This window comes from Bacillus sp. FSL K6-3154 (assembly GCF_040869395.1).
Classification (GTDB): domain Bacteria; phylum Bacillota; class Bacilli; order Bacillales; family Bacillaceae; genus Bacillus; species Bacillus safensis.
This window is the reverse complement of sequence record NZ_CP152033.1, coordinates 2,850,328-2,876,537: the sequence shown is the minus strand read 5'-3', so window position 1 is coordinate 2,876,537 and position 26,210 is coordinate 2,850,328. Positions and strand designations below refer to the sequence as shown.

Here is a 26,210-nt window from a genome sequence, read left to right as displayed (position 1 = left end):
AAGCAAAAGGCTTCCCCCTTGCTTCCCTCACCTTCTTACTTTTTAGTAGTTAAAGAAAGAAGCACCAACGATAATTAGAAGGATGAAAAGCACAACGACAAGAACAAATGTTGATCCATATCCGCCGCCGTAGCCACCACCGTAGCCGCCGCAAGAACCGCCACCGTAACCGTAACTCATATTTAAGCACCTCCTCTTCTCCCTTACAAAGTATGAAAAATGAAAGAAATGGTTTGGACGATCACATAAAAAAGTGCGGAATTTTTATTTCTGCTGTTTAAAGATGTAATCTGCCTCTCTATGACGCACCATGAATGCTTCTGTTTCTTTCGCAAAAGCCTCCATCTTCACGCCAAATGCTTTTAAGTGCTCCTCAAAATCATTCGCTTTATCCGTTAGATCCATTTCAGCCTTTTCGTGCGCTTGTTCTTTCCCATCATGGGGTTTAGTGAACAAGGAACCGATTAATTGTTCGAATGCATCCATTCTGGTCACCCCTTCTCTCTTACATATGCACCACTCAAAAAAAGGCAACAAAAAAACCGGATAAATCCGGCTTTTGTTTTTCTCTTCTATTATTGAGGTTTCTTTTTGTTTCCACAGCCGCAGCCATTTTTTTTGATTTTCTTCGTATATACAGATTGTTGATTTGACTGCGCTGGATAACCTTGAAGCATATGTGACGGCGTTTCAGTTGGTTTCATCGCAACCCTTCCTTTCCTATTCCATGATAGTATATGCATTTATTGAAAGCGTGTCTGATCAGAATGCCTGTTTATTTCACAAGCTTCGAGACGACCGCTTCAATGATGCCTGCTGCTGCGGCAATCGCTAATAGTAAATTAAGCCACATGCTGATGACAGGAAAAAGTATGTATATCAGAAGCAAGGCAGCAGTGCACCATATGCCAGTACACCAATAACAGCTTAACAGTTCTCCAACCCAAGACCGCAGTCCTTCCCCTTTAATGATGATATATGTTTCGACCTCACCTTGTTCGTTTACCTCTTCCTGTTCTTCATGAAATAGACGGCGGAATGGCGCAGTAATGGTATCAAACACAATCAGTCTCGTCAGTCTAAAGGATGCGAGGGCAAACACGACAAATGACAAAGCACCGCTCAGGGAGCCTCCACCTCCTTCTTTCTTCTTTTTCCGTCCTTTCTTTATATATGCAAGAAAAAAGACCGTCATGATGAATCGAGCGGAAATAAAATTGGGTTGTACTTTTTCACACTTTCCGATTCCACCTTGAGTCCTTCCTGCATTAAATAATGTATAGATAAGAAAGGAGTGAAAGTATTGTCTATTGAAGAAAGTGCTGAAATATTATATACACAACTGTTAAACGAATTAATCAGCAATTATGATGATTTCATTGAGATCAAAGATTCCGAAAATGTCACAATTCATAAAACAGATGTAACAGCCGCACTCTCCCTTCAAGCGACCGTAACGACAATCATTACTCTTTTAATCCAAATTCTTGTACCAGACGATGAATTGGCTGCTGACATCACAGACCAGCTTTTATCCACACAACAAGTGGAAGTCCAAAAGAAAACTGTGATTCAAATCATCAACTGCTATAACATTACGATTACATTATCAGATGCATCCATTATGAACTCCGTCCAAATTCTCACTCAAACATTGAATGTGCTCTTAGTTGAAGCCGGCATTCTTTGACCCTTTCTTTTTCTAATGACGTATGAAAGAGGTGAAATCATCGTGGCTGAAGAGAACGAAAAAAAGGAGTTTCAAATCAATACTGATATTGATCCATTAACAAGTCTTCTTGTCAGTGATGTGTTAAACAAAAACAATATCACTGATGATCAGAAAGCAAAAATTTCAGACGATCAAAGAAGAATGATTTTGAAATTAGTCGAGGACTTACAAAAGAAAGCAAATGATTTCGTAGAACAGCAGCAGGAGAAAAAAAGGCAAGCTGAGGCAGCAAAACAGCCGGAACAAGAGCCTGAACCAAAAGTACGTCCAAAACGAAATTCACTTCGAAATCGTATTCAGCAGCGCCGTGATGCGCAGCGTAATAACGATTAAATAAAAATGGGTTGCCTGCTAGGGTAAATGCCCGAGACAAAACCACGCATTCCAGCATTTAATAAAGTAAACGGAAGGAGGAATAGAAATGGATTCTAAACCATATTCTTGGGTCGCTCTAGATCGTAACTGTACACATCACGGACACCACGGACACCACAGATACCACGACGATTGCAACTATGAAAGAAAAGCACTTTGTGACGACTATTATGATGATGAAAATGTCTTACAAGACTTGGATCAAGTAAGTTTCACAAAGCAGACATCTGAAGAAGTCATTATCGTCAGAGACTCTTGTGACATTAACGTCTCTTCTGTTGATGCACAGGTTGCAGCATCTATCCAAGTAGCGATTCAAACAGCGATCATCACGATTACAAATATCTCAATCGCAGACGGTGATTTGGCAGACCGCGTCACGCAGGATCTCTTACAAGCTGCTACTCACAAACAAACAAACCGCCAAAAACTTGTCATCGAAAATTCAAGAAACGTTACAGTATCTACAATCGATGCGGACATCTCTATCGCAATCCAAACACTTACTCAAACACTTGTTGCGACAATCGTTGCAATCGGTATCCTCTAATGTCCAAAAGCAGAGCGAAAAGCTCTGCTTTTCCTTTTATCAAAATACATCAAATATAAATGGTCATTTACCCACACCAACTAGCGGGCGCATACATATGTTGTTAAGGACTAAAGTCAAATACCTTGTTAAAGGAGCTGAAATCCATGAGCTGCGGAAAACACCATGGCCGACATGATGAAAACTGTGTATGCGATGCGGTTGATAAGATTTTAGCAGAGCAGGAAGCTGTAGAAGATAAATGTCCTACGAGCTGCTACAGTAATTTATTAAGCCCAACAGTTTCTGGAAAAGATACGATTCCGTTTTTACTTTTTGATAAAAAGGGCGGGTTGTTCTCTACTTTCGGAAACATCGGAGGATTCGTTGACGATTGCCAATGCTTCGAATCTATTTTCTTCCGGGTTGAAAAATTACACGACTGCTGTGCTACGTTATCTGTATTAAGACCTGTTGATGTACACGGACATACGCTAAGCGTGTGTCACCCTTGTGACCCTGACTTCTTTGGTCTAGAAAAAACGGACTTTTGTATTGAGGTTGATTTAAACTGCTTCTGCGCAATCCAATGCTTAAACCCAGAGCTTGTCGACAGAGTCATGCCATCAAAAGATAAAAAGCATCATCACCACGGCTAAATCAACAGGCCGCTCATCTAACTTGTCATGAGTCAAAGCATCCCCTTCCTCACGAAAGACAGCCAATGATGCGGAGCAGTCAGCATAAGAAGCGGCCGCTTCCGCATTGGTTAAAAGTAGATGCACGAGCCGGCAAAGATAGCTTGAAGATGATGACAGTGCTCAAACACTCAAACAAATTTCCTAGTATAGGAGGGTTGAATATGAGCCGCAATCATTCATGGAGCTGTGTAACAGAGGCTGTTGAAAACATTAGCGACTTGCAAAATGCTGTCAAAGAAGATTGCCCGACCAGCTGTTACAGCAATCTCCTTTCTCCATCACATTCATTAGGTGACACTGTCCCGTTTGTTCTCTTTACATCCAAATCAAAACCATTCGTCGCATTCGGAAACGTCGGAGAAGTAGATGCAGGCCCTTGCTTCAGCACTGCATTTTTCAGAGTCGAACATATCTGTGATCACTGTGCAACACTCAGCTTGCTTATCGCATTTGACAAAGACCGTCATATTTTAGATTTTACAGATAAAGATTCCTTATGTGATGTGTTCCGATTAGAAAAATCGAAGTATTGTGTTGAAGTAGACCTTGACTGCTTCTGCGCAATCGAGTGTCTAAACCCACGACTCATCAATCGTAACTGCTAACAAAAAAAGTCCCTAAATGGGACTTTTTTTATTAGTTAAAAACCTAGCGGGTGAATGGAAGAAATCTCAGCAATCGCTAATTCAACTGGATTTCCCCCGCCTGCTGTACGAATGATCACTGTATCATCTTTTCGATCCATGATGATTCCTCTATATGTTTTACCATCAGCTTCAATCAGACAAAGAGCCCTTGGCATATTATGAGGCAGTCTTGTGAGAAAATCGACTTTTTCATCAATACTCATCTGACTTAAAGGCTTTTTCACTCGTTTTCTTCTTGGTTCTTCTTTTGTTTCATGAAAGACACCTTCTGGCTGGTTTCCCTCTTCTTCTTGAGACTCTCGCTTTTGTATGAGCTCTAGTTCTTGTGGGATCTCTTGTTCCTGCGCTGGCTCGGCTTCTTCTGTGATCTCTTGTTCCTGTTCAGGCTCGGCTTCTTGTGGGATCTCTTGTTCTTCTGTAAACTCAACTTCTTGTGTCATATCTCGTTCATGTTGAAGTTTAGGCGGCTCGGCTTCTTTTTTATGCTCTATTTCTTGAGCTGCAGGCTCCTCCTGCGTGCTTTCTTCGATCACGTCTTTTGCAGTGGTCTCACTTTCTGGCTGTTTTTCTGATTTCTTTCGCTTTCTCACAATATTTTGCATGGCCGGCTTTGATTCATGATAGCTCGGCTGAACAATATACATCAGCGGCTTTTGATTCTCATCACCTTTATTTGACATACTAATCCCTCCCGAATGATTCATTCCTTATATATATGAACGGTGGCCTTAAATCAGAAGAAAAATAAAAAAACAGCATACCCTTCATCGGTATGCTGCAAGTCATGTATTCGTTTAACGGGCAATGATATGGAAGCCGGAATCAACATGCAGATTCTCACCTGTCATGCCGCGAGATAGATCACTGAATAAGAATAGAGCGGTATCGCCAACTTCTTCAGGAGTTGTTGTACGGCGAAGTGGTGCGCGCTCTTCAATATCCTTCAGAATGGTATTAAAGCCACTGATGCCCTTTGCAGATAACGTACGAATTGGACCAGCAGAAATACTGTTCACGCGGATGCCTTCTGCGCCTAAATCAGCTGCTAAATATTTCACACTTGCTTCAAGTGATGCTTTTGCTACACCCATTACGTTGTAATTTGATACAACACGTTCTCCGCCTAGGTATGTAAGCGTCACAATGCTTCCACCCTCTGTCATCAATGGACGTGCTGCTTTTGCTACAGCAGTTAATGAGTATGCACTAATGTTGTGCGCCAAAAGGAAACCTTCACGGTTCGTGTTCAAGTATTCGCCAACAAGCTCTTCCTTGTTTGCAAATGCAATGGCATGCGCAACGCCATGAATGACTTGTACTTTTTCTTTAATTGCAGCAAAACATTTTTCGATTTCTTCATCACTTGTCACATCACATGGAAGAATGATTGAATCATCACGCTCAAGTGTGCTTGCCAGCTCTTTTACCGATTCAGCAAGACGATCTCCAACATAAGTAAAAATCAAACGAGCTCCAGCTTCATGAAGTGAGCGGGCAATTCCCCAAGCGATGCTTCGTTTATTGGCAACACCCATCACCACGATATTACGGCCTTCTAAAGAAAAGTTCATATGTAATAAAGCCTCCTATTTTTTCAAGACATAGTATTAGTACCTGATCATGATATTATCACAGATCATAAGAGAATGACAATTTCCGCTGAAAGAAAGTTTCATTTTCGCGAAAAAACCGCCCTCACAAGTGAAGACGGTTCGATACCCTTATCGTTTGATTCTGTTTTGCTGATAAGCAAAATGGTTCGTAGGTCCGTGTCCAGCTCCAATACGCAAAGGGAATTTAATGGCTTCATGAACAAAGGTTTCTGCTGTTTCAAAGGCTTTTTGCATCGAATATCCTTTCGCAATTTCAGCTGTTAATGCTGCTGCAAACGTGCAGCCTGTGCCATGTGTATGCGGTGTATCAATATGTTCATTTGTGACTTCAATAAAGCCTTTTCCATCATACAGCAGATCTGTAATCATCCCATCAGATGGCCCATGGCCGCCTTTGATCACGACATGTTTCGTACCGAGCTCATAAAGGTGCTCCGCTGCCAGATAGCGGTCCTTTTTCGTCTGAATTTGTATCCCTGTCAGTACTTCTGCTTCAGGAAGATTCGGCGTTACTGCATAGCTGACAGGCAGCAAGTGTGTTTTCATCGCAGAGACCGCATCTTCATTTAATAAAGAGGCCCCTCCTTTTGCGATCATGACTGGATCTACAATCAGCTTCATATCATATTGAATCGTTTTTTCAGCTACGATCTTGATCATGTCTGCACTCCACAGCATCCCTGTTTTGACGGCATCTGGCAGTAAGTCTTCTGCCACTGCATCTATTTGACGCTCTAACGCCTCAATTGAAAGCGGGTATATCCCGTGAACACCTAGTGTGTTTTGCGCAGTAATCGCCGTGATCGCAGACATTCCGTACACACCGAGCTCCTGAAAAGTTTTCAAATCTGCCTGAATGCCTGCTCCGCCGCCAGAATCAGAACCCGCGATTGTGAATGCTTTTTTGATCGTCATTTCTTCACACCTCTCATTAGCCAATCCATTGATGATAAATGGTTCTTGCTTTAGAAATATCATTCGTACCATGAACAAGCGCTCTGCCATCTTTAAATAAGACAAGTTTAAACTCATCCTTTTGACACGAAAGCAAATATGGATTCTCAAGCACATCCATCCCTGCTTTTTTTAACCGAAGAGCTACTTCATGTAAAGGCGGCGGTGTTTCTGCTGCACTGCGGATTTGTACCGTATTGCGGCCGCATAGTACATCTGCCTTCGCTCTCTTGTCATATGAAAGAAATGGATAGGTCTTTAGTCCACAGCTTGGACATTGCTTCTTCTTTAAAGACGCGGTCGACCGAATGTCAGACCGTTCATTTTTCCATAAATCGAAGGATTTTAAAATTGGCGTCACTTGATTTCCTGTTAAATATTTAAGTGCATCTGCCACTTGATATGCCGCCACTTGCTGCACAACTGGACTAATGATACCTGCTGTATCACATGTCATGCCTTGTGCGGGTAAATGTTCAAGCAGACAGTGTAAACACGGCGTCTCACCAGGGATCACTGTGAATTGAATGCCGTAACTTGCTACACAGGCCCCATAAAGGAACGGAATTTGATGTTTGACAGCGGCATCATTTGCGATCATTCTTACCTCAAAATTATCCGCTGCATCGACAATGATTGAAGCCTCACTGACAAGTTCGTCAATATTGTGAGCAGTCACATCGATTACGATTCCTTTGATGTGCACGTCACTGTTTACTTGCTTGAGTCTTTTTTCAGCCGCTACAGCCTTTGGCAGCCGATCCTTCACGTCTTGCTCCGTGTAAAGCTGCTGACGCTGAAGGTTGCTCCATTCAATATAATCTCGGTCCAAAATGGTGACAGATCCAACGCCGGCACGAACGAGCATTTCAGCACTTGCGGTTCCAAGTGCCCCCGCTCCAATAATGATCGCCTTTGAGTCATTTAGCCGCTTTTGCCCCTCTGTTCCGATTGGCTGAAAAAGCTCTTGGCGTGAATAACGAGTGCTCAAAATGACGGCATTCCTTCCTGTGGACTGCTCGCTGTCCCATAGTTTTTTAGCGGAATACGTCCTGCCTCATAGCCTAGTCTTCCTGATTCAATCGCCAGTTTCATTGCTTTTGCCATTTTCACAGGATCCTTTGCACCAGAGACAGCGGTATTTAGTAATACAGCGTCTGCTCCAAGCTCCATCGCATAAGCTGCATCCTTCGGAGAACCTACGCCAGCATCAATAATGACCGGCACCTTCGCCTGCTCAATAATAAATGAGAGATTCAAAGGATTTAGTAAGCCTTGGCCTGAACCAATTGGTGAAGCACCTGGCATGATGGCATGGACACCGAGTTCTTCTAATTTTCTTGCCAGCACCACATCATCAGATGTATATGGCAGCACGATAAATCCTTCCTCGAGCAGCATTTCAGATGCTTTTAATGTTTCAACTGGATCTGGCAAAAGAGACCTTGAACAGCCAATGACTTCTACCTTGATCATGTCACAAAGTCCAGAAGCCTTTGCTAAACGGGCAATACGCACTGCCTCTTCTGCTGTACTTGCTCCAGCTGTATTCGGAAGCAGCGTATATTTTGATAAATCAAGCTGCTCCAAAAAATTAGGCTGAGATGCTTCGAATATGTTCATTCTTCTGACAGCAAAGGTTAAAATTTCGGCTTCCGATACGTTCACCGCTTCTTTTTGAACCTCAAATGATGGGTACTTTCCTGTTCCGAGTAATAGTCTTGATGTGAATGTTTTTCCGCCAATGTGCAGCATTGGATCATCCTCCTCCTACGAAATGAACGATTTCAATCGTGTCATTTGGTTGAATTTCTACTTGTTGAAACGCTTCTTTATCAATGATTTCATGGTTCTTTTCAACGATCACCACACGGTTTTCAAGCTGATAGGCTGATAGCAGATCATAGATCGTTCCATTCTCTTGATCGAAATCAACGATTCTGCCATTCAATTGAATCTTCATACGAATAGTGCCTCCTTTCGTCCAATACGAAACGCGTGTAGCCATTCCTCTTTGACCGGTTCGTCTAATATCAGGTCACGAATGATTTCTCCAGTAATCGGCGCAAGTAAAATGCCATTCCTGTAATGCCCTGCAGCAAAAAGAATACGCTTGTCTTCTGGATGTCTTCCGATATAGGGATGCCGATCGTTTGTCGCCGGACGAAGGCCTGCCCAGCACTCTTCAATCGGCATCTCCTTAATAGAAGGCATAAGCTGAGACGCCTTTTGAATCACAGCTTCCATGCCGCCAAGCGTTGGAACAGCCTGCCACTCGTTTGGCTTCATTGTTGCGCCGATAACAAGCTTTCCGCTATCTCGCTGAACGATATAACAATGATCATGATAAATGGTGTGTGCGAGCGCCGGACCATTATTCCATACAGACACACATTCCCCTTTTACTGGATAAAGAGAATGCGATAATCCGAGTTCTTCAAAAAAACGGCCAGACCATACACCACTTGCGATTGTCAGATCATCACATGTGAATGTGCCCTTCGTTGTTCTGACAGTTAACGCTTCTTTGCCCCGCTTCACATCGATCACAGGTGTACACTCTTTCACATCTGCTCCGTACCGGACCGCCGCCTGCCATAAAGCCCTGCATACAGCGTAAGGCTCCACATGCACATCCTCTTCAATCAAACCTGCTCCCAGCATGTGATCTGTAACTTGAGGCATACATTTTTTTACGCTGCTAGCGTCAAGCCATTTAAATGTAGACAAATGCTGCATCCGGCAAAGGGCTTGTTTCTCTTCTTCTGTAAAGGCGACCTTCATGATACCGCCCGCTGAAGTTCGAATATCAATGCCTGATTCATGCAGAAGATCGACTTTTAATTTTTCGTACAATGCCTGGCTTGCTCTGCCTGCCTGAAAGAAAACATCCTCATGACCCTCTCCTTCAGCATGTGCACCGAGCATCCCGGCAGCCGCACTTGTCGTTTGCTTCCCTATCTCACTCGCTTCAAATAAGACCACCTGTTTTCCTGCTTTTGCAAGGTGATAGGCGATGGAGACCCCTATGATTCCACCACCAATGATTGCAACGTCATAATGCTTTTTCATAAGGATTCTCCTTTACCTTTTCAGAAAATGCTTGTGCCATCATACGCGGCTGATGATGAGCAAAAATCCCAGACATGACAGCAATTCCTTCCACATTTGCGTGTTTCAATTCTGGAACTCGTACTGGGGTCACCCCGCCGATGGCCACCACTGGAATCGTTAGTGCAGAAGTCAGTTCTTTCACAAGCTGTACACCTCTTGCCTGAAGTCCTGGTTTACAAGAGGTGTCATATACGTGCCCAAACATGACATACTCTGCTCCATTTTTCTCTGCTTCTTTCGCTTCTTCTATCGAATGGACAGATACTCCCGCATGAAGGTGAGGGAATTTTTTTCGCAGCTCTTTTGGCGAAAAGCTGTGGCCCGGGAGATGCACCCTGTGAATATTGGTAAGCAGCGCAACGTCTACTCTGTCATTGATCACGAGCTTTTCTTTCGGCACACCTTCTAAAAGGAGATTCTTCACGAGATCAACAAGCTCACTTGCTGTTTTAGACCGTTCCCGAATATGAATAAAATCCACTTCAGACGCTATGGCTTTTATTTGTTTGATCAGTTCACCCGCAGAAAGGGAATCATTTGTCACTGCGTGGAGTTCCATTTGCACCAACCCCATCTAAGCAAACTGTTTGCCACATTTCTTTTTGATACGCCATCTCCCAAAAGTGATATTCATAATAGCTTGAAATCACGAAATTTTCTTTCATATTGGCCCGTACATGGTCTGGTGCTTTTTCTGCTAGTTCATCAAAGCGGTTCACTTGTTCGAAGACGAGTTCCTTAAACCAATCGCCTCCGTATGTCAAAATCCATTCTTGGTAAATTGGATGGTCAGGTGTTGTTTGTTTCAGCTTTTCACCTACCTCATAATAGAGCCAGTAACACGGTAATAACGCGGCTAAAATCTCTTCAAACCGTCCACTTTTTACAGATCGGTACATATGAGAGGTATACGCATAAGCAGTGGGAGAAGGCTTAAAGTTCTCAATGGCTTCATCAGAAATTTGCAGAAGCTCTGTAAACTTCCTATGCAGCGACAGCTCTGCTTCATACGTGCCCTGGGCATGATACGCCATTCTGCCCGTCGTATGTAAGTCCTCACTCATCGCCGCTCCATATGCCTGCACCTTTGCAAAATGAGTTAAATAATAAGAATCCTGCATCACGTAATAGGTGAAACGATCGAGTGAAAGTGTTCCATCTCCAATCCCTTTGACAAAAGGATGTGTAAAGCTTCCATTCCACCATGTTGCTGCAGCCTCTTTACATTCTGTTGAAAACGTCATGTTCCTCTCCTCCTGTTTTTCCATATAAAAAAGCCACTTTCCGCGTGGAAAGTGGCTTGGAATTTGTAAAAAGCATAGTCAAAAACCGCACCACTTCCCTACGCAGGTATGAACCTGTTCAGGTAATGAGGGTCTAAAAGTGAACACTTTTATCTCAGCCCTTTTAAAGGACTCCCCTAGTGGATCAAATATATGATGTTGTACCTCTATCTTAATCAGGAATTGTTCATTGGTCAAGGGTTCATTGTCATTCTAATTGGGCTCTTAGTCCTGCCACATACTCACGAGAGCCCGATACAAGCACACGGTCGCCGCTTCTGAGTGTCGTATCTCCATGCGGTACTAAGCTGTCTATCCCTCTGAAAATGCGGACAAATACCAAATCACCGGTGAAAGGAAATTCTCTCAGCATGACATTATGATAACGATGATTGTTCATTTGAATTTGATACAAAGAAGAATCCTCATTTGTTAGCAATCGAATCGCATCAGGTGCTTCAATCAAAGCTCTTAGCACCGTTTTAGATGAAAGGAAAGTAGAAAACGTATCAATGCCCGATTCCTTCAATGTCAGCTCTGCCTCTGCTTTGTTGACACTTGCAATGACTTGTTTCGCTCCTTCTTCTTTTGCAAATAAAGCAATTTCCTTATTTTTCGTCTCACTGCCTGTTGCGACGACAAGGACATCCTCTTGACCGACGCCTGCCTTTCTCAGCGTCTCATCGTCGTATTGTTCAATTGATTCGACTTCAAAGATAGAGTCTGCCAGCAGTGCTTCCTTATTTTCTTGAAACACATGCAAAATCCGAATGTCATATTCATCCTGATGTAAATCAAGTGTGACAGGTAAGGTCAGCTGATTTGCACCAATAAAGGTCACACGCTTCTTATGGCTTTCCGCTTGTTCTTTTTTAAACAGCGCTTTAAACCAAACAGGTGTTAAAATACTCGTTAACACAGCAACTAAAATCAGCGCTCCTGACATTTTATGATCAATGACCCCGAGCCGCTCACCAATCGTTGCAGCTGCAATGACGAGTGATAGCGTTGAAGTTAATAAAAAGCCGGAGCCAATGACCTTTTTCATGTCATACCATTTTTTCAAATAAAGAATCGGGATGAGCTTACTCATAAGCAGCGCAATAAACAGCAGCGGAATCATGATTAGGATGTTTGGGTCCTTAAATAGTGCCCATATATTCAGATCTACTCCGACCATCACGAAAAAGATCGGGATTAAAAATCCATAGCCAAATGAGTCCAGCTGCTGAACGAGCTCTTTATTTGGTGAAAGAAGGGACACAAGCACACCAGCTAAAAACGCCCCAAGAATATTTTCAGCCCCGAGTGATTCAGATAAGGCAACTAAGACTATAATGAGAGTAAAGATTGCCCTTGTCCCAATTTGCACGGTTCCTTTTGACATCGACTGAAAAATTGACTTTGTCTTAAATACGCGGCCAAATAAATAAAGAAGAATGCCTGCAGCAAATAATAAGAGCAGGAGCCACATGTTCCCTGTTCCATCTCCATAAATGGAGGAAAACACAGCAAGCAAAATCATCGTGACCAAATCGGCAATGACAGCTACAAGCAGAATGATTTGACCGATATTCGTCTGCATCAACTTTTCCTCTTTTAAGGTTGGCACCACTACGCCTAATGAAATGGTAGAGATAATGAGCGTCATTAAAAAGGCATTTTGGATAAACCCTGCGAGTACAAACGCATAGGACAGGATAAAGGAAATACAAAATACCCCAAGAAAAATAATGGTGGCTGCTTTAAATGTATTTGGTTCTTTTAAACCATTTGGAAGTTCTCGTGCTTTCTTCTTTGACTCAAAAGAAGAAAAATCTATTTCAAGTCCACTTAAAAACATCAGAAAAATAAAACCGAGCATGGATAATGTATCTAACCACGCATCATGTTCGACAACCAGTTGAAGACCGCTTTTCCCAATGATGAGCCCCATGATGATTTCAGCTACAACGACCGGAATGGTCAGCTTAAATCGGTGCAATAAAATAGGGGTGAAAAAGGCGACAATAATAACGACAACGAGTGATGAAACAGATGTATGCTCCATTGGCTAAAGCCTCCTAACATTCATGTTTAATTTTTTAAGTTTTACGTTAAAGCATTGATTCTAACAATTGCCCAAATGAAATGAAAGCCATTCGTTATATTTTCTAAAATTCAAACTTCTTTATATCCGATGAATGGATGAAAAAATCAGGAGGAAACCTTATGAAATTCGATATTATTGGCGATATCCACGGCTGCTACGAAGAGCTGCTTACCCTCATACACAAACTAGGATACGAACTCAAACATGGATTACCCGTCCATCCTGATAAGAGAACGCTGGCCCTTGTTGGTGATCTAACAGATCGTGGACCTCAGTCAGTAGACGTCATGCGATTTGTCATTCATGCCTATTCACACGGCGCAATCCGCTATGTACCTGGCAACCACTGCTTTAAGCTTTATCGCTACTTAAAAGGAAATCCCGTCAAATTGCTTCATGGCATCGAAACAACAGTGAACGAAATAAAAAAACTGCCAATCCATGAACAAAACAAATTGACACATGAATTTAAGCAGTTATTCGAGAAGGCTCCGCTTTATGATGTACTCATTCCTGATGAGCTGATCATTGCACACGCAGCGATGAAGGAAAAAGATATTGGAAAAAAGCCGAATAAACAAATGCGGTCCTATTTATTATTTGGTGCCGTCACAGGAGAAACATGGCCAGATGGACGGCCTGTTCGCAAGGACTGGGCAAAGGAATATCACGGAAAACCGTGGATTGTGTATGGCCATACACCAGTAAAAGAACCTCGATTCGTTGGCAGAACGGTCAATATTGATACAGGCTGCGTATTTGGCAACAAGCTGTCTGCCCTCACATACCCTGAGCTTAAAACGGTCTCCGTTCCTTCATCCATGCCTTATGACGATTCTAGATTTCAGCATTTCACATCATAAAAAAACCCGGTCCTGCGCTGCAGGTGACCGGGTTTCTCTATTTAAAAAAGCAATGATTTCATATCATCAGGAAGCGGGGCTGAAAAAGTCATTTGCTCACCTGTCATCGGATGAGGAAACACAAGGGTTTCACTATGCAGTGCCTGCCGGTCTATCCGCTCGGTCGTTCCGCCATACAGCGTATCTCCGATGAGCGGATGCCCAAGAAATTGCATATGAACACGAATTTGATGTGTTCTCCCGGTTTCAAGTGAGAGAGACACATCCGACATGTTCAACTCAGCGATTACCGCTCGCACGGAATAATGCGTTACTGCCTCCTGCCCAGCATCATCAACCATCCGCTCGATAATACTATCCCCTTTTCGGGCAATTTTTGCAGCGATCGTTCCATGTTTTTCTCTGATCATGCCATGTGTAAAGGCTCTGTATGTTCGTTTAACCGCTCCACTTTTTTGCGCCTTTGATAAAAGGCTATGGGCAAAGCGATGCTTCGCCACAAGCACGACACCAGATGTATCACGATCAAGACGGTTCACCAAATGAACCGTATGCCGAACAGACTGCTTGGCATAATGATGCAGTAATCCATTCGCAATACTGTGCTCAGGGTGCTCCCGAGAAGGGATCGAAGGAATATATGGCCTTTTATTCAGCACAAGGACATGCTCGTCCTCAAATATAATATCAAGTGGAATCGGTGCAGGCTTCAGCCCTTCACTCACTTTTTCCTCGGGAAATAAAATGGTGAGTCTGTCCCCTTCATGCAGCTCGCACTTCACGGTGACATGCTCTCCATTAATGAGGAGGTCACCGCCATCAAACTTAATATCCGTCAGCATTCTTTTCGAAATGCCAAGATCAATTAAATATTCCTTTAAAAGCAGACCTTCTTCTTTGGCTGTTATGGTTTTGTTTAACGTAAAGTATTCCAGCGGGAACAACCTCTTTCTTATTCTCCTTTTCCGATAAAGGAATCTTGCACCCTTTTCCAAAACGGAAACGGTCTAAATCTGGCAAAACGGACATTCTCGTCTGCCACCCGGCATTGAATGGATTTGACGTCTTTATGAAGCAGTGTCAAATGATCAATGGTCACCTGAAAATCGACATCATTCCTCGGTTTAATCACACAAGTATGATGGTCAGGCAAAATAAGCGGTGAACCGACCGTCCGAAACACTCGGTTGTTGATTGAAGCCATTTCTGCCAGCTGAATGGCTCTAATAGAAGGATGAATAATGGCGCCACCCAGTGCCTTATTATAGGCCGTACTGCCAGATGGTGTAGACAGACAAAGGCCGTCACCTCTGAATGTTTCAAACAGCTGGCCTCTAATTTCAACATCTGCTACAAGTGTCCCTTCCATGCTTTTAATCGTACATTCATTCATTGCTAAATATTTCTCTTCTCTGCCGCCGTCGTTGTATCTGACAATGACTTCTAAGATCGGATATTCCACAATATGATAAGGCGTTTTCGCAATGGCTAAGACGAGTTTTTCAATTTCACTCGGCACCCAGTCAGCATAGAAGCCAAGATGACCTGTATGAACACCGACAAAAGCTGTTTCATTTAGACGGTCGCTATAACGGTGAAACGCATAAAGAAGGGTGCCGTCTCCACCAACCGTAATGACAAGATCCGGTTCCTCTTCATTTAGTTCCATACCAAAATCCAATAAGTAGGTCTGAATTTTACTTTTGAGCGTGTCAGATACAGAATTCCCTTTTGAAGAAACTGCAAATTTCATGAATTCTTCTCCTTTTTCACCTTGCTGCTATGAGAGGGCAGCATCATATTTGATCAAACTGGCTCAGCTGTCGTTTTTCTTTTTCCGGGAAAATGCCACTTGTGCTTCTTGAATTTCCCCTCTGATTTCGGACATTTCTTCATCGAGGCGAGATGCTGCCTCAGATGCTCTTTGAAGGCGCAGCTTGACCTTCTCCGGGATATTCCCGCTATATTTATAATTCAGAGAATGCTCAATGGTCGCCCAAAAGTTCATCGCAAGCGTACGAATTTGGATTTCGACGAGGAGCTGTTTCTCTCCACTTACGGTTTGCAGCGGATATAACACAACAAGGTGGTAAGATCGGTATCCGCTTTCTTTATGTTCTGCAATATAGTCGCGTTTATCTACAACCACAAAATCTTTACGTGACTGGAGCATTTTTTTCACGACTTGTATATCTTCTACAAACTGGCACATAATGCGAAGCCCAGCAATATCCTGCATCGTTTCAATCTCATGCATCGGGATGTTTTTACGCTTTGCCTTTTCTAATATGCTGGCAACGGGTTTCACTCGGCCTGTGACAAATTCTACTGGTGAATGGTCATCCTCGAATTCATACAGCTTTCGAATGCCTTTTAGTTTCACTTTTAATTCTTCGACTGCTTGTTTATACGGTGCGAGGAATTGATCCCATTGTTTTTTGTCCATGAAACTTCCCCCAATTCCATATACCTAATTATTTCAGAGGAATGTGCTTTTCACTTTCTCTTCCATATCTCCGTAATTGGCATTGTCTTTAATATTGTCGATTAAATAATGTAATTCCTGTTGAAGCTGAATGAGTTCCAGCGATTGTTCACCCGATGCCAAATAGACAGGGATGTCACGATTCATTGCTTCTTTTAATGGAGCCCATGTATGTTCCCCTAAAATAAGATACGAAAAGGACTCCTCGGTTTCAAGTATGTAAACGAACGCAAAGTGATCAGAATCAACAAGCATTTGTCCTGATGCTTTTGCTTTTTGGATTTGCTCTTCTGACTGGATTGTCAAAATCAGCCTGTCTTCTTTTAAAGTTGCTTCTGTGATTTCAATTCTGTTTTGCATCATGATCTCCTTTACAACAAAGTACAGCTTTATTTTATCATATCAAGTTCAATATTGATAAACCGAACTTTTTGAGAAAATCCTGTTTTTCTCTTTTAAATGATCCTTTCCCAAGATTCTTCATTCATTTTGGTCCATACCTAAAGAAAATAGAGAGAAAAAAACAGTCTTTTACATGGTGAATACACTTCATGTACAATAATCATATTTCCTCTAATGAAAGGTTGATGTCAAAATGGCACAGGAAATTGAAATCGAACTAAAGCAATTATTAATGAAAGAAGAATTTGAACAGCTGAAACACCATTTTCAATTGAAGGATGCGGATTTCCACACGCAAACCAACTATTATTTTGATACACCTCAATTTGATATAAAATCTCAATTGGCTGCATTAAGAATGAGAGAAAAAAACGGTCAATGGGTGCTCACATTAAAAGAACCGCACGAATTAGGCTTGCTCGAAACCCACCAAACAATCGCTCCCCCATCTCAACTTGACGATTTTGAGCTGCCAGAAGGTGAAGTTGCGGACAGATTAGACCACCTGAACATACAAAAGGATCAAATTGTGTACTTTGGTTCACTTGAAACGTCAAGAGCAGAAAAAATGATCCAAGAAGGCTTAATTGTTTTGGATCACAGCCGATATTTAACAGTAGAGGACTATGAACTTGAATTTGAAGTGAGCGACCTGGAAATTGGACAAGCCGCTTTCTCCACATTGCTCCGCAAATTTCATATTCCAGTACGAAACACGAAAAACAAAGTCGTTCGTTTTTATGAAGAAAAAATGAAAACACAGAATAGATGAATTCCTTGAAGGAGGAACATGATGAACGTCAATCAACTTCAATCCTTTATGCAGCTTCAAGCGCTTAAAACGTTACAGACAGATCCAGCACAAACGCCAATGTCTGCAGGTCAAGAATCGAATGCCCAAGCTTCATTTCAGTCGTTGCTGCAAGATTTTTTAGGCGGATCAGAATTATCACGTCTCCCGCTTTCCATCTCTGCTTTTATGGGCACGGACCCGTCAACGGCTCCGAACACGCAATATGCGCGTACAAATCCATATTTATCTGCCATTTCCGGCAGTGAGCAGCTTCAGGCCCAATCTTTGTACGCAAATGACAATCAATTAAATACAGCGAATGGCATTGGAAATGTCTTAAACAACAGCTACACACCGCCGCTTCAAAAGGCAGTCTCAAGCGGCTCATCATCAAAAGAGATTAATCAAATCGTGTCACAAATGGCTCAAAAGCATGGCGTTCCCGAAAAGCTGATTCACGCGGTCATCAAGCAGGAATCCGGCTACCGCACAAATGCTGTCAGCCATGCAGGTGCGCTTGGACTCATGCAGCTCATGCCATCTACGGCTAAATCACTTGGCGTCAATAATGCCTTTGATGCCGCCCAAAACATTGAAGGCGGAACGAAGTATTTAAAACAAATGCTCCATAAATATAACGGAAATATCTCACTCGCCTTAGCGGCCTATAATGCAGGCTCAGGAAATGTAGATAAATATGGAGGCATTCCTCCATTTAAAGAAACACAAAATTATGTAAAGAAAATCACAGCTCAATATTTCGCTTAAACCGAAGAGAATAACCTCTTCGGTTTTTTGTATGTCGCTTTTCCCCCTTTTTTGACTGAATGTGTTATGATATGGTCAATTGATCACAGAATCCGATTCTCTCTTTATTTCGAGCAGACCAAAGCGGTTTGTTTGTGGAATTGAGATGAGGTTGTTAAAATAAGTACAAGAATAGAAACAATAAAATAGAACAAACTGAATATCACTTTTGAAATAAATGAAATGCGCAATAGGGTGAGTCATCCTATTAACTACGAGTAAAAGGAGTAGTCAACATGGTACAATCGTTTAACGCACCTTACGAAGCGGTTGGAGAGGAACTTCTATCGCAACTTGTTGATACTTTTTATGAAAATGTAAAGTGTCATCCTTTGCTTCATCCTATTTTCCCGGATGACTTAAAAGAAACAGCAAGAAAACAAAAACAGTTTTTAACGCAATATTTAGGCGGACCACCGCTTTATACAGAAGAGCATGGCCACCCAATGCTGCGGGCGAGACATCTCCCTTTTCCGATTACTGAGGAGCGGGCTGACGCATGGCTTGAATGCATGGAGGATGCAATGGATCAAGTAGGATTAACCGGCGATATTCGTGACTATTTATTTGAACGGCTTTCTCTGACGGCTCGTCATATGGTCAACCAAACACCTGAAAAGGATGGACGATCTTGAGCTGCAATACGCACGATCAATATTTCTCACACTGTCACGGACATCCTCAAAAGCCGATTGAAATCTATGTATTCATTGATCCTCTAAGCCCAGACTGCTGGTTATTAGAGCCATCCATTAAAAAGTTGAAAATGAAATATGGCCGTTTTTTCACTTTACGAACGGTAACAAGTTCTAGTATTAATGCTTTGAATCGGAAAAGAAAGAAACATTTACTGACTGAAGCATGGGGGAAATTTGCCACTAAAACGCAGACCAAAAAAGAACAAATGCTGTCTGAACAAATTGTGACATCACCCTACCTCGCCTCACTCGCACTAAAAGCAGCGGAGCTTCAAGGCAGAAAATGCGGAATGAAATTTTTGCGTCTTATTCAAGAATCACTTTTTTGCCATCAGCAAGATGTCACAAGTGAGCAGGTACTGATAGAAAATGCAAAAAGTGCTGGTCTGGACATCGAGGAATTCCAGCGGGACATTCATTCTCAAAGTGCTGTGAAAGCCCTGCAATGTGATATGAAAATTGCAGCTGAAATGGACGTATCTGAGCTTCCGACCTTCGCCTTTTTTAATACCGTAAATGGAGATGAAGGATTAAAAATTTCAGGTGCCTACTCTTATGATATATACGAGGAAATCCTTTTTGAAATGATTGGTGAAAAACCAACACCATCAGAACGGCCTCCAATTGAATGGTTTATTGCTTACTTTCAATTTGCTTCCGCAAAAGAAATAGCCGTTGTCTATGACCTGACGCTTGAAGAAGTTGAACGAGAAATGAAGAAGCTGGCTTTCGCTCAAAAGGTAGAACGTGTACAAGTGCAGCAAGAAATGTTTTGGCGCTATAAAGAGAATGACCACCATACAGATCTTGATGTCTATCGCTGTGAAAATGAACATGGGTGCTGACCCATGTTTTTCTTTACCTTCACCAGGAACATGTGTTCTATTTATAAATACGAAGAAACCGCGCCGGGATAAGCGCGGTTTCACTATGTCTTAACGACAACAAAGGGGATGGGAGAAATTTTTCACGGTCAAACAAAGGGGTAATGTTTGTATGTGATTAATTTCACATCTGTAGTATATCAAATTTTGTCGACTTATGACAACAGATATACTATATGTTCATATTTTTGTCACAAAACATAAGAGGGTTGTCACTTTCATATAGTAAAAGTAACAAAAAAATGGGGGGATCTGCATGCGCAGCACAACTATTGGACTTGTTGCCATTGGCTTATGTTTCTTTTTAAATATATTAGGCTTAATGAAGATGCTTCCTCTTTATTTGACGTCTCCACTCTTATTTGCTTCGATTCTTTTTACGCTTTATCGAATGAATCACCGTAAGACCTTTAGAGGTTTTAAAGGTTGATGCTTGACCAGGAACGGCCTCGACATCTGAAGAGGTCTTTTTTTATGAGAAAAAAACTCCTGTCAAAAGATGAGATAGCACTCACACGTCTGACAGAAGTCTTTTCATTACTCACCTGTTTTGGAGATGAGCTCTTCCATTTCTTTTAGTTTTTCTTCGAACAATTGACATGCTGCTTCGATTGGTTCTTTAGAAGCCATATCAACACCTGCTTTTTTCAGCACATTGATTGGATAATCAGAGCTTCCTGCTTTAAGGAAATCGGTGTAGCGCTCTACCGCTGGTTTTCCTTCTTGTAAGATTTGCTTGCTTAATGCCTGCGCCGCACTATAGCCTGTCGCGTATTGATACACATAATAGTTGTAATAAAAATGAGGGATTCTCGTCCACTCTAATCCAATTTCCTTATCAACCACCATGCCGTCACCAAAGTACTTCTTGTTCAGGTCGTAATAAAGGTTCGTCATAAATTCTGGCGTTAAAGCCTCTCCTTCTTGTGCTTTCACATGAATAAGATGCTCAAACTCAGCAAACATCGTTTGTCTAAATACCGTTCCTCTAAATCCTTCTAACAAGTGGTTTAATACATACAAACGCTGCTTTTTATCGTCTAAATGATTAAGCAGGTATTCGCCTAGTAACGCTTCATTTGTAGTGGAAGCCACTTCAGCTACAAAGATACTATAGTTTCCATACGGATATGGCTGGTGCTTTCTTGTATAGTAGCTGTGGACGGAATGCCCAAATTCATGAGCCAGTGTAAACAAATTATCAATATTATTTTGCCAGTTCATGAGGATATATGGATTTGTACCATAGCTCCCAGATGAATAAGCACCGCTTCGTTTCCCTTTATTCTCATAAACGTCTACCCAGCGATTTTCGAGTCCTTCTTTTAACACGGACACATATTCTTCTCCTAATGGGGCTAACCCTTTCAGCATATAATCCTTTGCTTCATCGTAGGTGAGCTTCATGCCAGCATCTTTCACAAGTGGTGTGTACAAGTCGTAATTGTGCACTTCATCAAGCTTTAATACCTTTTTACGTAATTCAATATAACGGTGTAATAACGGTAAATATTGATGAACTGTATCAATTAGATTGTCATACACTTCTTCCGGGATGCTGTTTCGTGATAGTGCTGCTTCTCTTGCCGATTTGTAATTTCGTACTTTTGCATAAAAATTATCCTTTTTAATCGAACCGCTCAGTGTAGAAGCAAGTGTATTCTTATACTGATCATACGTTTTATACACAGCTTTAAAGGCATTCTTTCTCACTTCACGATCATCACTATTTAAAAATGTGATGAAGTTGCCGTGGGTAATCTTCTTTTCCTCCCCATTCTCATCCTTTACAGAAGGAAACGAAATGTCGGCGTTGTTAAACATACTAAACGTAGTAGATGAAGATGAAAGTGGTTCAGATGCCTCAGCTAATAAAGCTTCTTGCTCCTCACTTAAAATATGTGGTCGCTCTTTATTAATTTCTTCGAGAGCATGTGAATACAGTTTTAATTCTTCTTTTTCTAGTATGAATTGCTGCAATTTATCTTCTTGAATCGATAAAATCTCTGGAACAATATAAGCAGATGTACTAGACAGCTGTGTAAATAGATTCGATGCCTTATCATTTAACGCCTGAAATGATGAGTTCGTTGTATCTTCATCATATTTCATGTGCGCATATGTATAAAGCTTGCCAAGCTTTTCAGAAAGTTGATCCTGAAAGGTGAGGGCTTCATACAGAACATCAGCAGAATGGGCCAGCTTGCCTTTAAACTGGGCCAGCTTCGGAATTTCTTTTTTGACCGCTTCGAATTCCTTGTTCCATGCATCGACGCTTGCAAAAATATCTTCAAGACGCCATTTGTTTTCTTCTTTTACTTCGCTTCTGTCTGGTAAATGATTGTTTTTGTTTTGTGAAGTCATATGAATCCCCCTTGCATGAGTTGTGTTGAACCAACCTTTCGGAAAGTGAAAGAAATTGGTGTTGTATTTATCTTCTTTGTTTTGAACTATATTTGTCAAATCATATGCAGAAATAAATACCAAACAGACTAAAAAAATGAGAAAAAAGCGTTTCTTTTGATTCAATAGCAGCACCACCTTTTTCTTATCATGATCAAAGTGGTCATGAAACATGCTAATGAAATAAGAAAGCATCTCGTTTTAACACTTCATCTAGTGTTCGTATAGGCATTTGATTCGACGATACTTCATAATTACCCTCTTTCGTCATATGTAAAAACCCTTGTCTTACAAGCGCATTTACATATGCAGTGACCACCTCTTTTATTTCTTCTCTTGAAACATCGCCATATCGGAGTTTCACTTCTTTCATTTGCACACATCGATTGATTTCCATCATCAGCTGTTGAATCGTCACTCTTCCGCTTCCTTTTTTCCGCATCATCCAATCATAGAGACACCCCTGCCAAACATACACGGGACTTGTAAAGATATACGCTTCTTGCACCGGGATAAATAATTCAGTTGGCAAAAAAGGGAATGCTGTTTGATGATGCTCATAAAAAATATCTCTCAAACGTTTGCTTTCATTTGATAAAATGCGAGGAGGACGCAACCTAAATTGCTGTATACATTTAATCCATTGTTGGTTTACTTGACGCTTGCTTGAAGGCGGAGATAGAAATGCCGGCATTTCGCGGTATGATGAAGGCGGTCTGACAGTCATGGCCGCACATATTTTCGTTGGTTGAAACACGAGGAATTGATCAAGATGGATGAACCTATTCTGGATCGGGCAGAAAAAAATCAACCGCCTTTCCTCTGATTCCCTTAAAATTCCCCAATGAATGGAGGAGAAAGAAAAAAGCTGGGCAGATTTTCGGTTTAAACGATTTGCCCCTATCATCCATATGGGAAAGAGCCCTGCCTCGCGGAGACCTGCTGTTCTTCTGCGAAGCTCTTGCCGGGAAATATTTGCACATTGAAATTCGATTGCATAGGTTTCTTTTCCTATAGAGACGGTCACATCAGGACGCTGATGAATATTTGACATATACTTTTCCAGCGCAGGTTTATGTCCAAGCCCCTTCAGCCAATTCATAATAGTTTCCTTTCCCGCCTGATGATAAGCCGTTTCGCCTGAGGCTAACGGACATGCTGTCAGCTGTTTATGCGCAAAATGATAGACACGATGCTCCCCTAGCTTTAATTGCACCTCCTCCCTGCACTCAGGACAATAAAATTTGCACGTCGTTCTTACATGCTCCAGACGGCTTTTCGATAGATGATGTGTCATTCGGATAAGCTTTCCGTTATCCATAATTGCTGCATTCATTCAGTTCGCCCCTTGCTCTTTGATAACCGTATTATAGCTTGTTCATCTATAAGGAAGCGAAAAAGCAAAATGAATTTTTACCGTGTCAAAAGATGATTTTAATAATCATTTCTTCGGTAAAATCAAAAATCCCCCTTATAGAAAAGGGGGAAAATATAATCTTTATAAAAGTGGTGATAATAATCTTGCGGTTGATTCAAACAGTCTGACCCTCAAAGGTCTCTTTGCGAACTCTTCTGAAACAATTTCATGTGAATGCTCTAAATCACCTAAGAAATCGTTGACGAGCTTCTCTGTGCTTTTCGTTTTATAGAGGAAGGCATTCACTTCAAAGTTCAAATGAAAGCTTCTCATATCCATGTTTGCCGTTCCAATTGAAGCCAGTTCATTATCCACAATAATAAATTTACTATGCATAAAGCCTTGATCATACTCGTACACCTTCGCCCCTGCGTCAAGAAGCTCTGGGAAGTATGAACGAGACGCATGGAAAACAATCCGTTTATCTGGATTCTTTGGAGCAATAATCCGGACATCTACTCCGCTCAATGCGGCAATTTTCAATGCTGACAAAATATCATCATCCGGGACAAAATACGGTGAAGCGATCCAGATGGACTTTTTAGCGGAGATGATCATAGAGAAAAAGAGATTTTTAATGACCTCCCACTGCTTGTCAGGCCCGCCAGCAATCATTTGTACGCCTTCTGTTGTACTCTCAAGGTGGCTGAAATCTTTGAAATAGTCCACACCTGAGCATCTTTCATTCGTCATATAATACCAATCCTGCATGAAAATCTGCTGGAGGTCACGAACAGCTTCGCCTTTAATCATCAGGTGTGTATCACGCCAGAATCCATATTGTCTGCTTCGGCCCAAGTATTCGTCTCCAATGTTAAGCCCGCCGACAAATCCCACTTCTCCATCAATTACGACAATTTTTCTATGATTTCGGAAGTTGATTTTATTATTTAAAAGGGGGAGCCTTACTGGTAAAAACGGAACGATCTGAACGCCAGCCTTTTCTAGGTCAGCAATATATTGACGAGAAAGCTTTAAGCTTCCTACATCGTCATATAAAAAACGGACAATCACGCCATTTTTCGCTTTTTCAATGAGAATCTCCTTTAATTCTTGACCAAGGTCATCGTGGCGGAGAATGTAATATTCTAAATGAATGTGATGAGTTGCTTTTTTAATCTCTTCAAAAATATGAGAGAATGTTTCTTCACCATTGGTTAAGACTTTAGAGGACGTGCGATATGTAATAGGAGTATGTCCGAGTCTGTGGGCCAGCTTAAATAAGAGCTGCTGATGATCACCCATATGCGTCATTTTTTCAATCGCTTCTCTATGGATACGTTCATCTTCCTGGATTAACTTCTCGTCCAATACCGCCTTCTTTTCAAACAGCCGGCGCTTTTTGATATTGCGTCCAAAGAAAATGTAGAACAAAAAGCCGAATAACGGAAAGCTGCCAAGCAGGACAAGCCATGTAATCGTTTGAGACGGATTCCGGTTCTCCAAGAAAATAACAAATCCGATGAAAATAATCGATAAAGTAAATAGAACACTGACAGAACTTAATACACTTACCGCTAAATCACCGACAATCAATTGGATGATTAAATAAGCACCTATCGTAATGATTAGAAAAAATAGAACTTTGACTACATTTCTCATTTCATTTTTCTCCTTGCCGATCTCTTTATTTACCTATTCATTCAGATAAAAAAGCCGATTCCTCTATAGAAATCGACTTTTTGTGAGTTACGAGAAGTGCTGTTGAATCGTTTCAAGGGCATTCCCTTCGATAATCAGCTGACCGTATTCTTTCAGTCTGTAGATGCTGACCACTGATTCATGAGCATATTCAAGCAAAATGCTGAGCTTATTCTCCACTTGCTCATCTGACAAATCCTCGTGGAAGTCAACATATAGATAATAACGGTTTTCAAACGAATATAAACTTGTGGTAAAATCCTGAATATTTAATTGAGAAAGTGCAATCAAATCTTCAAAGTCATCCATTTTCAACACGAATTGAAGTTGAAGTTTTTTGTCCTTCTCATTATGGTCTTCTTGATCTTGCTCTTCTTTATGAAAATCATCAAGCAGTGCGTCTAAGCTTTCTTCATCTGTTTGATCTTTTTTATCTTCTGGAATCGGCAATTCGAGCTTTTGTCCATCTTTAGAAAGTTGGGCTTTTGTCACGACAATTTCAAGACCTTTATCAAGTGCCTGTACTTGAATCCAAAGCGGCCCCTCTACTGCAAATTCTTCTTCTTCGTGCACTTCGTCCATTACTTCCCAAAACAGCTCTTCACTGCGCTCACGATTATACCAAATTTCTTCACGGTCAAATCCGCGATCTTCAATATCACCGTAGGAAATATAAAATTTTACTGTATGTTCATTTATTCTTTCGATTTCCATTTTGCCAACCTTCCCTTCTATATAAGATGTTGAAGGGACATACAAGCTCCCAATTAATAGTAC

Annotated in this window: 33 protein-coding genes and 1 riboswitch; of the genes, 11 read left to right on the top strand and 22 right to left on the bottom strand. The window is 41.5% G+C overall.

Going from position 1 to position 26,210, the window contains the following annotated elements; all coding sequences use genetic code 11:
* Nucleotides 1-42 precede the first annotated feature (42 nt).
* From MHH61_RS14760 to MHH61_RS14745, 4 genes are all read right to left on the bottom strand, one after another.
* Entirely contained in the window at nt 43-180 is a 138-nt protein-coding gene (locus tag MHH61_RS14760) for a YjcZ family sporulation protein (protein WP_024426457.1), read from the bottom strand.
* An 84-nt stretch (nt 181-264) separates the two neighbouring features.
* Entirely contained in the window at nt 265-486 is a 222-nt protein-coding gene (locus MHH61_RS14755; RefSeq protein WP_368004454.1) for a hypothetical protein, read from the bottom strand.
* 89 nt (nt 487-575) lie between these two features.
* A complete protein-coding gene (locus tag MHH61_RS14750; RefSeq protein ID WP_259279657.1) occupies nt 576-704 on the bottom strand; it encodes a hypothetical protein in 129 nt (42 codons plus the stop codon).
* A 71-nt stretch (nt 705-775) separates the two neighbouring features.
* Entirely contained in the window at nt 776-1,126 is a 351-nt protein-coding gene (locus MHH61_RS14745) for a DUF1360 domain-containing protein (RefSeq protein WP_024426459.1), read from the bottom strand.
* Nucleotides 1,127-1,294: 168 nt separating this feature from the next.
* Between MHH61_RS14745 and MHH61_RS14740 the strand changes: the two genes are divergently transcribed.
* The 5 genes from MHH61_RS14740 (at nt 1,295) to MHH61_RS14720 (ending at nt 3,942) form a co-directional block, all read left to right on the top strand.
* Nucleotides 1,295-1,690: a spore coat protein gene (locus MHH61_RS14740; RefSeq protein ID WP_225315488.1), complete on the top strand. Its 396-nt coding sequence runs from the start codon at nt 1,295-1,297 to the stop codon at nt 1,688-1,690.
* Nucleotides 1,691-1,732: 42 nt separating this feature from the next.
* Complete coding sequence (locus tag MHH61_RS14735; RefSeq protein WP_125586488.1) at nt 1,733-2,065, top strand: spore coat protein; 333 nt, start codon at nt 1,733-1,735, stop codon at nt 2,063-2,065.
* 88 nt (nt 2,066-2,153) lie between these two features.
* Nucleotides 2,154-2,657 (top strand): spore coat protein, encoded by a 504-nt coding sequence (locus MHH61_RS14730; RefSeq protein ID WP_041110160.1) that lies wholly within the window; start codon nt 2,154-2,156, stop codon nt 2,655-2,657.
* A gap of 146 nt (nt 2,658-2,803) precedes the next feature.
* Nucleotides 2,804-3,295, top strand: a complete 492-nt coding sequence (locus MHH61_RS14725) for a CotY/CotZ family spore coat protein (protein WP_003211658.1) — start codon at nt 2,804-2,806, stop codon at nt 3,293-3,295.
* Between the two features lie 203 nt (nt 3,296-3,498).
* Nucleotides 3,499-3,942 carry a CotY/CotZ family spore coat protein gene (locus MHH61_RS14720; protein ID WP_024426462.1) on the top strand — a complete coding sequence of 148 codons (444 nt, stop codon included), beginning with the start codon at nt 3,499-3,501 and terminating at the stop codon, nt 3,940-3,942.
* Between the two features lie 35 nt (nt 3,943-3,977).
* Here MHH61_RS14720 and MHH61_RS14715 read toward each other — a convergent pair whose 3' ends face one another.
* The 10 genes from MHH61_RS14715 to MHH61_RS14670 form a co-directional block, all read right to left on the bottom strand.
* Complete coding sequence (locus MHH61_RS14715) at nt 3,978-4,664, bottom strand: CotO family spore coat protein (RefSeq protein WP_098676823.1); 687 nt, start codon at nt 4,662-4,664, stop codon at nt 3,978-3,980.
* A gap of 114 nt (nt 4,665-4,778) precedes the next feature.
* Entirely contained in the window at nt 4,779-5,555 is a 777-nt protein-coding gene (gene fabI / locus MHH61_RS14710) for an enoyl-ACP reductase FabI (RefSeq protein WP_024425017.1), read from the bottom strand.
* A 150-nt stretch (nt 5,556-5,705) separates the two neighbouring features.
* Nucleotides 5,706-6,512: a bifunctional hydroxymethylpyrimidine kinase/phosphomethylpyrimidine kinase gene (gene thiD, locus MHH61_RS14705; protein WP_125586490.1), complete on the bottom strand. Its 807-nt coding sequence runs from the start codon at nt 6,510-6,512 to the stop codon at nt 5,706-5,708.
* Nucleotides 6,513-6,528: 16 nt separating this feature from the next.
* Nucleotides 6,529-7,542 (bottom strand): thiazole biosynthesis adenylyltransferase ThiF, encoded by a 1,014-nt coding sequence (locus MHH61_RS14700; RefSeq protein ID WP_098676822.1) that lies wholly within the window; start codon nt 7,540-7,542, stop codon nt 6,529-6,531.
* Entirely contained in the window at nt 7,539-8,306 is a 768-nt protein-coding gene (locus MHH61_RS14695; protein WP_025093416.1) for a thiazole synthase, read from the bottom strand. Before MHH61_RS14695 ends, MHH61_RS14700 begins: the two co-directional genes overlap by 4 nt.
* 4 nt (nt 8,307-8,310) lie before the next feature.
* Nucleotides 8,311-8,514 (bottom strand): sulfur carrier protein ThiS, encoded by a 204-nt coding sequence (gene thiS, locus MHH61_RS14690; protein WP_024426466.1) that lies wholly within the window; start codon nt 8,512-8,514, stop codon nt 8,311-8,313.
* Entirely contained in the window at nt 8,511-9,623 is a 1,113-nt protein-coding gene (gene thiO / locus MHH61_RS14685) for a glycine oxidase ThiO (RefSeq protein ID WP_098676821.1), read from the bottom strand. The genes thiS and thiO overlap by 4 nt, the downstream gene beginning before the upstream one ends.
* Complete coding sequence (tenI, locus tag MHH61_RS14680) at nt 9,607-10,224, bottom strand: thiazole tautomerase TenI (protein WP_098676838.1); 618 nt, start codon at nt 10,222-10,224, stop codon at nt 9,607-9,609. Before tenI ends, thiO begins: the two co-directional genes overlap by 17 nt.
* Complete coding sequence (gene tenA / locus MHH61_RS14675) at nt 10,199-10,909, bottom strand: thiaminase II (RefSeq protein WP_076840874.1); 711 nt, start codon at nt 10,907-10,909, stop codon at nt 10,199-10,201. The genes tenI and tenA overlap by 26 nt, the downstream gene beginning before the upstream one ends.
* 78 nt (nt 10,910-10,987) lie before the next feature.
* Nucleotides 10,988-11,097, bottom strand: a riboswitch (TPP riboswitch).
* Nucleotides 11,098-11,156: 59 nt separating this feature from the next.
* The gene (locus MHH61_RS14670; RefSeq protein WP_125586494.1) at nt 11,157-12,998 is read right to left on the bottom strand and encodes a monovalent cation:proton antiporter family protein; all 1,842 of its coding nucleotides are present in this window, start codon (nt 12,996-12,998) and stop codon (nt 11,157-11,159) included.
* A 161-nt stretch (nt 12,999-13,159) separates the two neighbouring features.
* Between MHH61_RS14670 and prpE the strand changes: the two genes are divergently transcribed.
* Nucleotides 13,160-13,903: a bis(5'-nucleosyl)-tetraphosphatase PrpE gene (prpE, locus tag MHH61_RS14665; RefSeq protein ID WP_125586496.1), complete on the top strand. Its 744-nt coding sequence runs from the start codon at nt 13,160-13,162 to the stop codon at nt 13,901-13,903.
* A gap of 41 nt (nt 13,904-13,944) precedes the next feature.
* Here the strand turns inward: prpE and MHH61_RS14660 are convergent, their stop codons facing one another.
* From MHH61_RS14660 to MHH61_RS14645, 4 genes are all read right to left on the bottom strand, one after another.
* A complete protein-coding gene (locus MHH61_RS14660; RefSeq protein ID WP_206427963.1) occupies nt 13,945-14,838 on the bottom strand; it encodes an RluA family pseudouridine synthase in 894 nt (297 codons plus the stop codon).
* Nucleotides 14,839-14,855: 17 nt separating this feature from the next.
* On the bottom strand, nt 14,856-15,656 hold the full coding sequence (locus tag MHH61_RS14655) for an NAD kinase (RefSeq protein WP_003211364.1): 801 nt from the start codon (nt 15,654-15,656) through the stop codon (nt 14,856-14,858).
* 63 nt (nt 15,657-15,719) lie between these two features.
* Nucleotides 15,720-16,349 carry a GTP pyrophosphokinase family protein gene (locus tag MHH61_RS14650; protein WP_024425028.1) on the bottom strand — a complete coding sequence of 210 codons (630 nt, stop codon included), beginning with the start codon at nt 16,347-16,349 and terminating at the stop codon, nt 15,720-15,722.
* A 33-nt stretch (nt 16,350-16,382) separates the two neighbouring features.
* Nucleotides 16,383-16,748 (bottom strand): hypothetical protein, encoded by a 366-nt coding sequence (locus MHH61_RS14645; RefSeq protein WP_041110150.1) that lies wholly within the window; start codon nt 16,746-16,748, stop codon nt 16,383-16,385.
* A gap of 235 nt (nt 16,749-16,983) precedes the next feature.
* Here MHH61_RS14645 and MHH61_RS14640 point away from each other — a divergent pair, with 235 nt between their 5' ends.
* The 5 genes from MHH61_RS14640 (at nt 16,984) to MHH61_RS14620 (ending at nt 20,402) form a co-directional block, all read left to right on the top strand.
* Nucleotides 16,984-17,562 carry a CYTH domain-containing protein gene (locus tag MHH61_RS14640; RefSeq protein WP_087975599.1) on the top strand — a complete coding sequence of 193 codons (579 nt, stop codon included), beginning with the start codon at nt 16,984-16,986 and terminating at the stop codon, nt 17,560-17,562.
* A 21-nt stretch (nt 17,563-17,583) separates the two neighbouring features.
* A complete protein-coding gene (locus tag MHH61_RS14635) occupies nt 17,584-18,351 on the top strand; it encodes a lytic transglycosylase domain-containing protein (RefSeq protein ID WP_098676819.1) in 768 nt (255 codons plus the stop codon).
* A 275-nt stretch (nt 18,352-18,626) separates the two neighbouring features.
* Nucleotides 18,627-19,025, top strand: a complete 399-nt coding sequence (locus tag MHH61_RS14630) for a thiol management oxidoreductase (protein WP_098676818.1) — start codon at nt 18,627-18,629, stop codon at nt 19,023-19,025.
* On the top strand, nt 19,022-19,933 hold the full coding sequence (locus tag MHH61_RS14625; protein WP_024425033.1) for a ClpXP adapter SpxH family protein: 912 nt from the start codon (nt 19,022-19,024) through the stop codon (nt 19,931-19,933). The genes MHH61_RS14630 and MHH61_RS14625 overlap by 4 nt, the downstream gene beginning before the upstream one ends.
* A gap of 295 nt (nt 19,934-20,228) precedes the next feature.
* The gene (locus MHH61_RS14620) at nt 20,229-20,402 is read left to right on the top strand and encodes a hypothetical protein (protein WP_024425034.1); all 174 of its coding nucleotides are present in this window, start codon (nt 20,229-20,231) and stop codon (nt 20,400-20,402) included.
* A 107-nt stretch (nt 20,403-20,509) separates the two neighbouring features.
* Here MHH61_RS14620 and pepF read toward each other — a convergent pair whose 3' ends face one another.
* From pepF to mecA, 4 genes are all read right to left on the bottom strand, one after another.
* Nucleotides 20,510-22,336: an oligoendopeptidase F gene (gene pepF, locus MHH61_RS14615; RefSeq protein WP_283241882.1), complete on the bottom strand. Its 1,827-nt coding sequence runs from the start codon at nt 22,334-22,336 to the stop codon at nt 20,510-20,512.
* Nucleotides 22,337-22,550: 214 nt separating this feature from the next.
* Complete coding sequence (locus MHH61_RS14610) at nt 22,551-23,711, bottom strand: competence protein CoiA (RefSeq protein ID WP_098676817.1); 1,161 nt, start codon at nt 23,709-23,711, stop codon at nt 22,551-22,553.
* Nucleotides 23,712-23,873: 162 nt separating this feature from the next.
* Nucleotides 23,874-25,394: a cardiolipin synthase gene (cls, locus tag MHH61_RS14605; protein ID WP_098676816.1), complete on the bottom strand. Its 1,521-nt coding sequence runs from the start codon at nt 25,392-25,394 to the stop codon at nt 23,874-23,876.
* 87 nt (nt 25,395-25,481) lie between these two features.
* A complete protein-coding gene (mecA, locus tag MHH61_RS14600; RefSeq protein ID WP_125586500.1) occupies nt 25,482-26,147 on the bottom strand; it encodes an adaptor protein MecA in 666 nt (221 codons plus the stop codon).
* Nucleotides 26,148-26,210 lie beyond the last annotated feature (63 nt).

Coding starts and splice junctions, on each gene's coding strand:
- tenI (WP_098676838.1), bottom strand. CDS start 10,224: ATGGAACTCCACGCAGTGACAAATGATTCCCTTTCTGCGGGTGAACTG.
- MHH61_RS14750 (WP_259279657.1), bottom strand. CDS start 704: ATGAAACCAACTGAAACGCCGTCACATATGCTTCAAGGTTATCCAGCG.
- MHH61_RS14715 (WP_098676823.1), bottom strand. CDS start 4,664: ATGTCAAATAAAGGTGATGAGAATCAAAAGCCGCTGATGTATATTGTT.
- MHH61_RS14645 (WP_041110150.1), bottom strand. CDS start 16,748: ATGCAAAACAGAATTGAAATCACAGAAGCAACTTTAAAAGAAGACAGG.
- cls (WP_098676816.1), bottom strand. CDS start 25,394: ATGAGAAATGTAGTCAAAGTTCTATTTTTTCTAATCATTACGATAGGT.
- MHH61_RS14610 (WP_098676817.1), bottom strand. CDS start 23,711: ATGAATGCAGCAATTATGGATAACGGAAAGCTTATCCGAATGACACAT.
- pepF (WP_283241882.1), bottom strand. CDS start 22,336: ATGACTTCACAAAACAAAAACAATCATTTACCAGACAGAAGCGAAGTA.
- MHH61_RS14720 (WP_024426462.1), top strand. CDS start 3,499: ATGAGCCGCAATCATTCATGGAGCTGTGTAACAGAGGCTGTTGAAAAC.
- MHH61_RS14725 (WP_003211658.1), top strand. CDS start 2,804: ATGAGCTGCGGAAAACACCATGGCCGACATGATGAAAACTGTGTATGC.
- MHH61_RS14760 (WP_024426457.1), bottom strand. CDS start 180: ATGAGTTACGGTTACGGTGGCGGTTCTTGCGGCGGCTACGGTGGTGGC.
- MHH61_RS14655 (WP_003211364.1), bottom strand. CDS start 15,656: ATGAAATTTGCAGTTTCTTCAAAAGGGAATTCTGTATCTGACACGCTC.
- thiO (WP_098676821.1), bottom strand. CDS start 9,623: ATGAAAAAGCATTATGACGTTGCAATCATTGGTGGTGGAATCATAGGG.
- tenA (WP_076840874.1), bottom strand. CDS start 10,909: ATGACGTTTTCAACAGAATGTAAAGAGGCTGCAGCAACATGGTGGAAT.
- MHH61_RS14650 (WP_024425028.1), bottom strand. CDS start 16,349: ATGGACAAAAAACAATGGGATCAATTCCTCGCACCGTATAAACAAGCA.
- MHH61_RS14635 (WP_098676819.1), top strand. CDS start 17,584: ATGAACGTCAATCAACTTCAATCCTTTATGCAGCTTCAAGCGCTTAAA.
- fabI (WP_024425017.1), bottom strand. CDS start 5,555: ATGAACTTTTCTTTAGAAGGCCGTAATATCGTGGTGATGGGTGTTGCC.
- MHH61_RS14620 (WP_024425034.1), top strand. CDS start 20,229: ATGCGCAGCACAACTATTGGACTTGTTGCCATTGGCTTATGTTTCTTT.
- thiS (WP_024426466.1), bottom strand. CDS start 8,514: ATGAAGATTCAATTGAATGGCAGAATCGTTGATTTCGATCAAGAGAAT.
- prpE (WP_125586496.1), top strand. CDS start 13,160: ATGAAATTCGATATTATTGGCGATATCCACGGCTGCTACGAAGAGCTG.
- MHH61_RS14630 (WP_098676818.1), top strand. CDS start 18,627: ATGGTACAATCGTTTAACGCACCTTACGAAGCGGTTGGAGAGGAACTT.
- MHH61_RS14670 (WP_125586494.1), bottom strand. CDS start 12,998: ATGGAGCATACATCTGTTTCATCACTCGTTGTCGTTATTATTGTCGCC.
- mecA (WP_125586500.1), bottom strand. CDS start 26,147: ATGGAAATCGAAAGAATAAATGAACATACAGTAAAATTTTATATTTCC.
- MHH61_RS14730 (WP_041110160.1), top strand. CDS start 2,154: ATGGATTCTAAACCATATTCTTGGGTCGCTCTAGATCGTAACTGTACA.
- MHH61_RS14640 (WP_087975599.1), top strand. CDS start 16,984: ATGGCACAGGAAATTGAAATCGAACTAAAGCAATTATTAATGAAAGAA.
- thiD (WP_125586490.1), bottom strand. CDS start 6,512: ATGACGATCAAAAAAGCATTCACAATCGCGGGTTCTGATTCTGGCGGC.
- MHH61_RS14695 (WP_025093416.1), bottom strand. CDS start 8,306: ATGCTGCACATTGGCGGAAAAACATTCACATCAAGACTATTACTCGGA.
- MHH61_RS14755 (WP_368004454.1), bottom strand. CDS start 486: ATGGATGCATTCGAACAATTAATCGGTTCCTTGTTCACTAAACCCCAT.